This window comes from Microcystis sp. M144S2 (assembly GCF_020246065.1).
In the GTDB taxonomy this organism is placed as follows: domain Bacteria; phylum Cyanobacteriota; class Cyanobacteriia; order Cyanobacteriales; family Microcystaceae; genus Microcystis; species Microcystis ichthyoblabe_A.
On the sequence record NZ_JADBTR010000190.1, the window covers coordinates 1 to 10,061 of the forward strand.

Sequence of the window (10,061 nt, forward strand, 5' to 3'; positions counted from 1 at the left end):
CAGCGGAACCTCGATGGCGGCTCCCCATGTGGCAGGAGTAGTGGCTTTAATGCTCGGGGCTAATCCCAACTTAACCCATGCTCAAGTCCGCAGTATTCTCACTAGCAGTGCTGTCCGTCTTACTTAAAACGCTATTAATGCTCACAACCCAGAGCATTCCTAGTTAACCAATGCTGAAGAAAGTCTCTGTTGGATTCTGCACGAGGCTTTTCTTCAGCCAAAATAACAGCCAAATCGCCAAAACTATGATTTATCCTAACTTTCGCTGGTTCCTAAGTTTGACCATTATTCTAGTTACAATGATGAGCTTTACTGACCCGAATTTCTCTCAATCAAAACAGGGTATTTCTGGCACTATTCTTCGTCTTAGTGGCGACCAAATGCCCACTATAGACACAACATCCTTGAGAACAAAACCTGAACCTATTAAAACAACTATTTGGATTTTTTCAGGTAGAATTCCCGCTCAAGGAACCAACTGGCCAGTAGCCCAAGCCCAAAAACATCCTCACCTAATCAAGCAAATAAGTAGTGATTCTCAAGGTAATTTTTTGGTGGAATTGCCCTCAGGGGAATATACTCTCCTCGCTCAATATGATGACAATTTGTACCTCAATAATTTTTTAGGGGACGGCAGCTATGGAACCGTACAAGTGACTAACGGTCAAATTGTCAATATTCAGTTAATTAACACGGAAAAAGCTTATTTTTAGCAATTATCGTCCCAACCCGCTCAAGAAATAACATTTCTTGAGAGTGAGATAGAAGAAAATAATTTACTATCTTGCTTGATTACGTCTGCATTTCGCCAGTATTTGAACTGGCGAATTCCTAGTTTTTTTAATTACGATAGGTCTGGCTCTGTAATTTCTTCGACGATGTTCTCTAGCATTCTTGGAATCTCTTCTTCCGTTACGTCATTTCTTCGGCTAACATTTAAAATATCACCTTCTTTTAATTGTTCGAGTATATTCTCGGCTAGTCTTTTCGTATAAGTTCGTTTACTGGGGACAAAATCTAACTCTTCGCTCAAGGGTTTCCGACAATTATCGCACTTAAATTGACGACGATTAACTTGTGGGTACACTGGTTGTCCTGAGAGCGGCGAATCTTTGACTAAATGGGGTTTGCTGAATAAATCTAAAAACCTTGTTTGATAAGACTTTTAGACTTTTTTGAAATCCAAAAGTGGTGGACATGGGAGTGATCAGGGGGAAAATTCCAGGACTTTTTCCCTGAAAATTAGGTAATTGACCCCGGCTCGACTGAGCTCGCCGAACGTCCTCAAAATGGGTAAAACCCCACACCCTACCCCCACGAAAAACTTTTTGCCGCAAACCCTATCTAGTGGGTGGGGATTGATGATTGCTCTTGCCGATCGAGTAATCGATCGAGGATGATAGAAAATAGACAAAATAGATAGGCAGTAAGGGGAAGCAGTGGAAAAGGGAACGCTGGTAGAATTTCGAGTCCAAGGAGAAAGGCGCTTAGGGGTGATCGATCGCCCAGAAGGGAAAAAAGATTGGATCGTCATCGATCAAGGGGGAACCCCGCATAAACTGCGTCCCCAGCGCTTCGATTACATTATCAAAGCAGGTCCGTCCAACTATAAGGAGATTGGCAATTTTCTGCGGGAAGTCCAACCCTATCTAGATCCCAGTGGTTTAGAAGTGGCCTGGGAATTATTAGCCGGGGAAAATCAGTTAGTCACTCCCGAAACCATGGCCGAGATTCTCTTTTCCGATCGCAGTCCCCAGTTTTGCTATGCGGCCCATTGTCTCTTGAGTGATGATAAAGTTTATTTTAAAAATAAAGGGGATGGTTACGAGGCCCGCTCGGAAAATCAGGTAGAGGAAATCAAACACCAGCTAGAGGTGGAACAACAGCGTCAACGGGAAAAAGGCCAATTTCTCCAACGTCTCCAACAGGCCCTGGCCGGTGAAACGGTAGAATGGTCAGAAAGCGATCGAATTCGTCTGGAATCTCTAGAAAAATTTATCCTCCAACCCGAACAAAAATATCCAGCAGTCATGGACATACTCTCGCTGCTGGGCCGTTCCCAAACCCCCGAGGCTGCTTTTGAATTGTTAGTCGATTTGAAATGGTGGAGTAGTCACGAAAACCTTTTCCTGCGACGCAGTTCCTACCCCGTTCAATTCTCGAAAAAGGTACTTGATGTGGCGCGTCTTAATTTACTCAATCCCCCTGCGGATGCGGATGTCAACAATCGTCTCGATTTAACCCACCAAAAAATTTATACCATCGACGATGAAAGTACCGAGGAAATCGATGACGGATTATCGGTGGAAATGCTCGCGGATGGTGGTCATCGTCTCTGGATTCATATTGCCGATCCTAGCCGTTTAGTGCTTCCCGATGATGAATTAGACCTAGAAGCGCGTCGTCGCAGTACCAGTCTCTATCTTCCCACGGGAATGGTTCCCATGTTTCCCCTAGAGTTGGCCGCCGGTCCAATGAGTTTGGTACAGGGTAAACTTTGTCCCGCATTGAGTTTTGGGGTAATCCTCGATGAAACGGGGGCGATCGCCGATTATCGTATCCATCCCAGTACAATTAAACCCACCTATCGCCTCACCTACGAAGATGTGGACGAAATGTTACATCTGGATCTGCAGCATGAACCGGAAGTGAAGATTCTCAACCGTTGGGCAAAACAACGCCACGCCTGGCGCAAATCTCAGGGATCGATTAACATCCAAATGCCAGAATCATCCATTAAGGTGAAGGCTAACGACGAAATTATCGTAGAATTGCAGGAAGTTTCCCCATCTCGGCAATTAGTGGCGGAAATGATGATTTTAGCCGGAGAAATCGCCGGTCGCTACTGTCAGGAACACGAGATCCCCGTGCCTTTCCGGGGACAACCACAACCGGAATTACCCCCCGATGAGGAGTTAATTTTACTACCTGCGGGCCCTGTGCGTTCCTGTGCCTTGCGTCGCTGTATGCCGCGCAGTGAGATGACGACGATTCCTAACCGTCATGCTAGTCTAGGATTGAATACCTATTCCCAAGTAACTTCGCCAATTCGCCGTTATACTGACCTTTTGACCCATTTTCAACTAAAAGCCCATCTCCGGGGCGATAAACTGCCTTTTACCCGGGATAGAATGCAGGAAATTCTCTATAGTGTCGCTAGTTCGGCCCTGGAAGCCACCTCGGTGGAACGACAAACTAATCGTTATTGGAGTTTGGAATTTCTGCGACGACAGGGAGATCAAGTCTGGCAAGCTTTGGTGTTGCGCTGGCTGCGGGAAGAGGAAAATTTAGGCTTGATTTTATTGGAGGAATTGGGGTTAGAATTACCCCATCGTTTTGAGCGCTCGGTATCTTTAGGCGATCGCTTTCAAGTACAAGTTAGTCGCGCCGATCCCCACCGCGATGAGATCCGTTTTCGCGAGTTATCGGGTTTTGTCTCCTCCCAAGCAAGTTAATCTGTCAGGCAAAAAGGAGTCACTTATCAGTGATCAGTTATCAGATGTGAGTTTTTAGTTATCCCTCGATTCCTGAATTGTGACGCTCCTTCAGAGGTTATCTGTTGGTGTCCATAATGTAGAGCTTGATTGTACTTTGATGTAGTGTTTTGCAGGTGCTGAAAAGGGAGCATTATCAAAAGAGATCTGCTAGAATTAAAGTGTTTGTTGCCAAGCGATAGTTCCATAGATGGGTTAGAAATGGTTGATTTTAAGAAGAAGTTGGGTTTGAAATCAATTGAGAAAAAAGTAGATCCCGTTGAAATTTATGATGAGCTAGACAGAAGGAGCGAGACTGGTCCTTTGCGTCCAGTGCAAAGAGAAATTCTAACGAACTGGTGGTTGAATCGTAAAGACGATAAAGATTTAGTTTTAAAGTTGCATACTGGGCAAGGTAAAACTTTGATTGGTTTGTTGATCCTTCAATCTAAACTGAATCAAAAGAAAGGTCCCTGTCTATATGTGTGTCCCAACAAATACTTGGTGAAACAAACTTGCCAAGAAGCAGAAAAATTTGGCATTGGATATGTAACTATTGATAGCAGCAATTCTCTGCCTGATCAATTTCTAAACTCAGAGAAGATATTAATCACGCACGTTCAGAAAGTTTTCAACGGGAAGTCAGTTTTCGGAATTGGCGGAAAATTCACTAAAGTAAACACGATTATTTTAGACGACTCACACGCCTGTATAGATTTCATAAACGAATCCTTTAAAATAAAAGTAAACAATTCTCATCATCTCTATCAACGTTTGTTTCAACTGTTTGAAGACGATCTAAGAGAGCAAGGTGAAGGCAGTTTTTTTGAGATAAAGAATGGCGAAAGCACAACTTTTTTGCCAGTTCCTTATTGGAATTGGCAAGATAAAAAGTCAGAAGTTATACAAATTATTATTGAATATACAAGTGATACAAAAGTAATGTTCACTTGGGATTTAATCAAAGACAGTATTGATAATTGTCAATGCTTTTTTAGTGGCAAAGAATTAGAAATTTCAACTTATTTTAGTCCAGTTAACCAGTTTTCTACTTTTAGCAAGGCTGAACAGAGAATCTTGATGTCAGCAACTACACAAAATGATTCTTTCTTTCTAAAAGGTCTTGGATTAAACGTTCAAGCTATAAATAATCCGCTTACTCCAGAGCAAGAGAAGTGGTCAGGTGAAAAAATGATCTTGATTCCCTCACTCATCCATGAGGAGTTGAATAGAGATTACATTATTGTCAGATTTTCTAAACAAAACCCTAGTCGAAAAGCAGGCTTAGTAGCAATTACCTCTAGTTTCAATAAAGCAAAGGTGTATCAGAAGCAAGGTTCTGTAGTTGTTAAAAGTGAAAATATCTTTGAAGAGGTTAGTAAGCTTAAATCAGGTGAATATAGCAATACAGTGGTAGTTGTCAATCGCTACGACGGAATAGATCTTCCAGATGATTCTTGTCGGCTCCTCATTATTGACTCTATGCCATATTCGGAGTCATTAACTGAGAGGTACGAAGAAGAATGTAGATCGAATAGCGACTTAACAAATATTAGAGCTGCTCAGAAGATAGAACAAGGTCTTGGCAGGAGTGTAAGAGGCGAGAAGGACTACAGTGTTATTCTCATCATCGGAGATGATCTTGTAAAATTCCTTAAAAGTTCTAGCTCAAATAGGTTCTTCTCATCTCAAACAAGGAACCAGATAGAGATTGGGCTAGAAGTCTCTGAAATGGCAAAAGAAGAAGATATAAAAAATGGTAATGATTATACAAAGGTAATACTTGAATTGATCAACCAATGTCTAAAAAGAGACGATGGATGGAAAGAGTTTTATAAAGAGAAAATGGATGCGAACATTAACAGTAATCCATCTTCTACAGGTAAGATACTGGAAATTCTAGAATTGGAAAGAAAGGCAGAAGAAAGCTTTTTCCAAAATGATCCTGAAAGTGCAATCAACCATGGGCAAAAAATAATTGACTTGTACTGTACTGAAGATCAAGCAGAGAAGGGTTGGTATTTGCAGACCCTTGCTCGATTCAAGTATAAGATCAGCAAGTTAGATTCTAATAATACTCAACAAAGTGCTTTCAAAAATAATTCTCAGCTTCTGAAACCTAGAGAAGGTATTAATTATAAGAAATTAAGCTATATAAGCGAAAATAGAATAAAACGAATTCGAGATTGGATTTCTTCGCATGAAAATTATCAAGAGCTTTCAATGGATGTAAATGAGATACTTGAAAATTTAAGTTTTGGACAGCCTTCAGAAAAATTTGAAAAAGCACTTCAAGATTTAGGCTATGCGATCGGTTTTTTAAGTCAAAGACCGGATAAGGAGTTTAAAAAAGGCTCTGACAATCTTTGGTGTGTCTCAAATGATGAATATTTCATGTTTGAATGTAAGAGCGAAGTCGAGGATTCACGCAGTGAGATAACTAAAACTGAAACTGGACAAATGAATAATCACTGTGCATGGTTTGAACAAGAATATAAGACAGATAAAGTAAAAAGAATTCTCATCATTCCTACAAAAAATGTTTCAAAACAAGGAAGTTTTACCCATGAAGTTGAAATCATGAGAAAAGGAACACTTAAATCCTTGAGAGATAGGGTCAAGTCCTTTTTCAAGGAGTTTAAAGACTATTCTCTCACTGAAATTAGTGACTCCAAGATGCAGGAACTATTGGTTTTCCATAAACTTGATGTTGAATCCTTGAAAAAAGAATACTCTGAAAAGTATTTTCAAAAAAAGTAGAAGAATAGACCTCTTGCATAATTTTTTTATGGTGTAATAGAGGGTTTGGCTTTTTTCTCAATTTTTAGATGGAAGTGGAAAAAATAATAAAATGTGATCTCATGGTTTAGGGTTCTTGTCCCCCTGTCAGATTGGTATGTTAAAATGAGGTGAAATAATATCAATGCGTGGAGTCATTCTCTGATATGAGTAAATATTCTAATTTTGACCCAACTCATTTTGTTGTCGAACCCGAAGAAACTGAACAAATAACCCAATTAAATCAGCTGCTTAATAGAGAAATACCGACGAGACTCGTAACTGAACAGGGAGAAAATGTCCATATTCCCGAATCGGTTTTAATGGTACTTCGTTACAGTGTAGCTGCCTTAGCATCGGGACAGGTAATTCAGTTAAATGTTACCCCTCAGGATTTAACTATAGAAGAAGCGGCTAACTTGTTAAATGTTTCTAACTCTTATCTAATAAAATTACTAGAACAGAGGCAAATTTTATCGACTAATGTAGGCAGTGATAGACGGATAAAACGAGAAGATTTGCTAATATATAAAGAGAGAAAATATCGAGAAAGAGAACAAATTTTAAATAACCTTGTGGCTATGACTGAAGCGGAAGGACTATACAGAAAAGATGAGGAATTAAACCTAGATGACAGCAGAGCCTAGGGTTGTTTTAGATGCTTGTGTTCTTATTCCTCAGTATTTACGCGATACTTTATTATCAATTGCTTGGCGAGGTTTATACTCCCCTTACTGGTCGAAATTAATTTTAGAAGAAACAACTCGCAATCTGATTAATCGATATAATATAACTTCAATAAAAGCCCTTAATTTAGTGGAGACAATGAAAGCAGCCTTTCCCGAAGCCATGGTTGAAGTGCCATCTGGTTTAATTGAGTTAATGACAAATGACTTAAAAGACCGTCATGTTCTAGCAACTGCTGTTATGGCTAAAGCTAATCTAATTTTAACTAATAATCTTCCCGATTTTTCACTGTCAGCTTTAGAAATTTGGGGTATAAAGGCTCAATCTCCTGATACTTTTTTAAGTCATTTGTTCGATGAATATCCCGAAGAAATTAAATTCAGTCTAAATCGGCAGGTCGAGAAATATAAAAATCCTCAAAAATCTCTAGCTGAATTACTAGAGTTTTTAGATAAAAAAGCTAATTTATCTAATTTTTGTCAAAAGATAACTAAAATTCTTTGATATAACTGAACTTCTCCAGTGTAAATGTACTAGCTATCTAAACATGGCTACAGAGGGAATCGCTTACTCTAGAGATTGATGACACTATCTGTTACGATCAAGTTAGCGATCGCTATACAGCCAACTCTACAGAATCGCTCTACTCCAGATACAGTCAACGGTAAAGCCATTTTCAAGCGAAAAATGTACCCAGTAGCCTCTTTTCAATTTTTTTTAGTATGTCTGTATGGGGGAAGTCCAGACATATCTATCATTAAATTTCGGTTTCAGCAGCTTCTCGTAAACGGCTAATTGTACTTTTCGCCTCTTTGAGTAGGTCATGCCAATCATCTGGAGGATGACTGGTCTCCAGCATTTGGCTCTCCTAGGTTTGGTGGGTAAAATGTATTCTAAGATACATTTCTCCTAGCGAGGGGGTGGAACGAACCACAAAGACACAAAGGACACAAAGATCGATCGATCCTATGTAAGTTAAACCGATCACACAGAACCTAGAAGAGCCAGCATTTTCCTAAAGACTCTATAAGCGTCTGTATTACTCTCATAAGCTCGCTTAGAGTTTTCATCATTGACCCAAGCGAGGAGAATTATTTTACTCTCTTGATGATATCGAAAAAACAGTCGATACTGCTGAAAAAACTTGGCTCTAAACCAGTGCTTGTAATCGTCTCCAAGCGTAGTTCCCAGTCGATACTCACTGCGAGTTGGGTCTTGAGGAATAGTATCAAAGGCTAACTTTGCTATGGCAGCTAGACGCTTTGTAGCATTTTTCCTTTTGTAATCTTGAGGAAACTTGTGACGCAGCTCTTCAACCTGCATCACAAGTTCTTCAAACTGTTCAAGGAACAGAGGATGAGCAAATATGCTCCATCCATTAATCACTAGGGGCTGATCTATAGACAACCTTATTCGTCCTCATCCAGAAGTGGTGCATCAAGATCCAGATCAACCCCAGAGACCAAGGATTGAACATGACTGACTAGGTTAGAACTAATTGCCTGTATGTGTTGAGGGTTCTGTTCCATATCTTGGGCAAGAAAATTCAGAAATTTCCCAAGCACTGGATCATTTTCTTCTGCCTCGTCAGCCCTGGAAATCCATACTTTGCCGTCGGCCTGTATGTTGTAGCAGATTTTATCACGCTTATTCAAGCCAAGGACTTTGCGAACAGAATCGGGAATTGTAGTCTGATAGCGATCGGTAAGAGTGGATTCTGGGCATGGGGCCATCGTTGCAGCCATTGCGACCTCTAAACCTGTCTGTAAAAACTAGATATTGATGGTAATGCAACTGCATTAGACCAGAAGTGTTGAACGTGGAAAAAAGTCGTACAAAATTTGATATTATAGATAAGAAAACAAAGTAAATATACACCAATAAATGTGAATAAGCCATGCTAACAATTTTCCCAAAACTAATGAAAGAGCTTCTCAAGCCACTCCCCAAAAATGACTATCCCGCATTAAGTACATTTACTTTTGTGTCCTGTTGGATAGGTTTTGCGCTGGATAAAAGTATCGTCAGCATGAGAGACTTAAGCGCACGCCTGAAAATGCAAGGAATTAATGTCAATACGTCAACGTTTTCTAAGGCGAGTAAAATCCGAGAGACAGAACCATTTGAGAAAATCATCAATAAATTAAATAAAAGTTTAGTAAACAAAAAAGGAAAAGAAGCAGCTCAAGCTTTATTTCCAATTGACTCGACAATAATCTCACTAACAAGTAAACTGTTGTGGACAAAAGGATGGCATCAAGTAAAATTATTTTGTGGAATAAATAGTATCACCACAGAAGTGGGGGGGATTGTGATCAATTTTGGTCAAGGACATGACTCTAAAGAAGGGAAAAAAACTATAGAAGAAATTCCTGTAAATGGAGTTGGGGTAATGGACAGAGGCTTTTCTTCTAATGAAAGAATCAGAAAATTATTAGAGAAAAAAGACAAGCACTTTGTTTTAAGGGTAAAAAATGATATGAAGCTAGAAATGCTGGAAAATGGTCAGAGCAAGCTAGGAGCAGAAAAAAGAGAAGTAGAGGTAAGAATCGTTGAGTTTTGTGATCTAGAAAGTAAAAGTGAATTTCGGATAGCGACGGACTTACCCTTAGAAGGAGAAGGGGGGGTAAGTAATGAGGAAATTGCCGAAATGTATCGACAAAGATGGCAAATAGAACTTCTTTGGAAGTTCTTAAAAATGCACCTCAAGCTTGACCGTTTAATCACAAAAAACGAGAGAGGAATTCGGATACAAATTTATAGCTGTATCATCGCTTATTTAATTTTGCAGCTAATAGATATTGAAGAAGTATTTGGCAAAAGCTTATTAGATAAATTGCGCTATTTACAGAGTTTTATGTGTCAACATATCAGCTATGTACACTGGTTTAGGAAAATTGTCTATTCAATCTGAAAAATGGCGTTCTGGGGTTGTCCTGTTCTTAAATGTAAAGTTTTGTTACGAGATTCAACATTTCTGGCATTAGACCTCTTGCATAAATCCGAAAACAAACGATAGAAACAATAATGGGAGGGACTTTCAGTTAATTATTTATTAGTAGTTGATAATCTTCAAAAATGTTGCTGTACAAGGATCGACTTAAGACTTTTGCAAGAGGTCTA

The 10,061-nt window shown here is 39.5% G+C and carries 9 protein-coding genes and 1 pseudogene; 7 read left to right on the forward strand and 3 right to left on the reverse strand.

Translation table 11 applies throughout. The features are described 5' to 3' along the window. Both IM462_RS20690 and IM462_RS20695 read left to right on the forward strand, forming a co-directional pair. Positions 1-127 (forward strand): S8 family serine peptidase (locus tag IM462_RS20690; RefSeq protein ID WP_353847949.1); only part of this gene is annotated, 127 nt, incomplete at its 5' end. Positions 128-299: 172 nt separating this feature from the next. Beyond that, complete coding sequence (locus tag IM462_RS20695) at positions 300-713, forward strand: hypothetical protein (RefSeq protein WP_287715570.1); 414 nt, start codon at positions 300-302, stop codon at positions 711-713. 134 nt (positions 714-847) lie between these two features. On the opposite strand, the pseudogene IM462_RS20700 reads toward IM462_RS20695, so the two are convergent. Beyond that, positions 848-1,123 (reverse strand): annotated as a pseudogene (locus tag IM462_RS20700) (helix-turn-helix domain-containing protein); the annotation flags it as partial. Positions 1,124-1,439: 316 nt separating this feature from the next. Here IM462_RS20700 and IM462_RS20705 point away from each other — a divergent pair. The 4 genes from IM462_RS20705 to IM462_RS20720 all read left to right on the forward strand — a co-directional run bounded on the left by IM462_RS20705 (position 1,440) and on the right by IM462_RS20720 (position 7,442). Continuing rightward, entirely contained in the window at positions 1,440-3,455 is a 2,016-nt protein-coding gene (locus IM462_RS20705) for a ribonuclease catalytic domain-containing protein (RefSeq protein ID WP_287703402.1), read from the forward strand. A gap of 204 nt (positions 3,456-3,659) precedes the next feature. Continuing rightward, positions 3,660-6,233 carry a DEAD/DEAH box helicase family protein gene (locus IM462_RS20710; protein ID WP_287703404.1) on the forward strand — a complete coding sequence of 858 codons (2,574 nt, stop codon included), beginning with the start codon at positions 3,660-3,662 and terminating at the stop codon, positions 6,231-6,233. A 185-nt stretch (positions 6,234-6,418) separates the two neighbouring features. After that, on the forward strand, positions 6,419-6,898 hold the full coding sequence (locus IM462_RS20715) for an excisionase family DNA-binding protein (protein WP_287670870.1): 480 nt from the start codon (positions 6,419-6,421) through the stop codon (positions 6,896-6,898). Beyond that, positions 6,882-7,442: a PIN domain-containing protein gene (locus IM462_RS20720; protein ID WP_287670872.1), complete on the forward strand. Its 561-nt coding sequence runs from the start codon at positions 6,882-6,884 to the stop codon at positions 7,440-7,442. Before IM462_RS20715 ends, IM462_RS20720 begins: the two co-directional genes overlap by 17 nt. A gap of 480 nt (positions 7,443-7,922) precedes the next feature. Here the strand turns inward: IM462_RS20720 and IM462_RS20725 are convergent, their stop codons facing one another. After that, complete coding sequence (locus tag IM462_RS20725) at positions 7,923-8,345, reverse strand: type II toxin-antitoxin system YhaV family toxin (protein WP_287703406.1); 423 nt, start codon at positions 8,343-8,345, stop codon at positions 7,923-7,925. Positions 8,346-8,347: 2 nt separating this feature from the next. Beyond that, the gene (locus IM462_RS20730; protein ID WP_287703408.1) at positions 8,348-8,683 is read right to left on the reverse strand and encodes a type II toxin-antitoxin system PrlF family antitoxin; all 336 of its coding nucleotides are present in this window, start codon (positions 8,681-8,683) and stop codon (positions 8,348-8,350) included. Positions 8,684-8,835: 152 nt separating this feature from the next. Here IM462_RS20730 and IM462_RS20735 point away from each other — a divergent pair, with 152 nt between their 5' ends. Beyond that, positions 8,836-9,852 (forward strand): IS4 family transposase, encoded by a 1,017-nt coding sequence (locus IM462_RS20735; RefSeq protein WP_110579901.1) that lies wholly within the window; start codon positions 8,836-8,838, stop codon positions 9,850-9,852. Positions 9,853-10,061 lie beyond the last annotated feature (209 nt).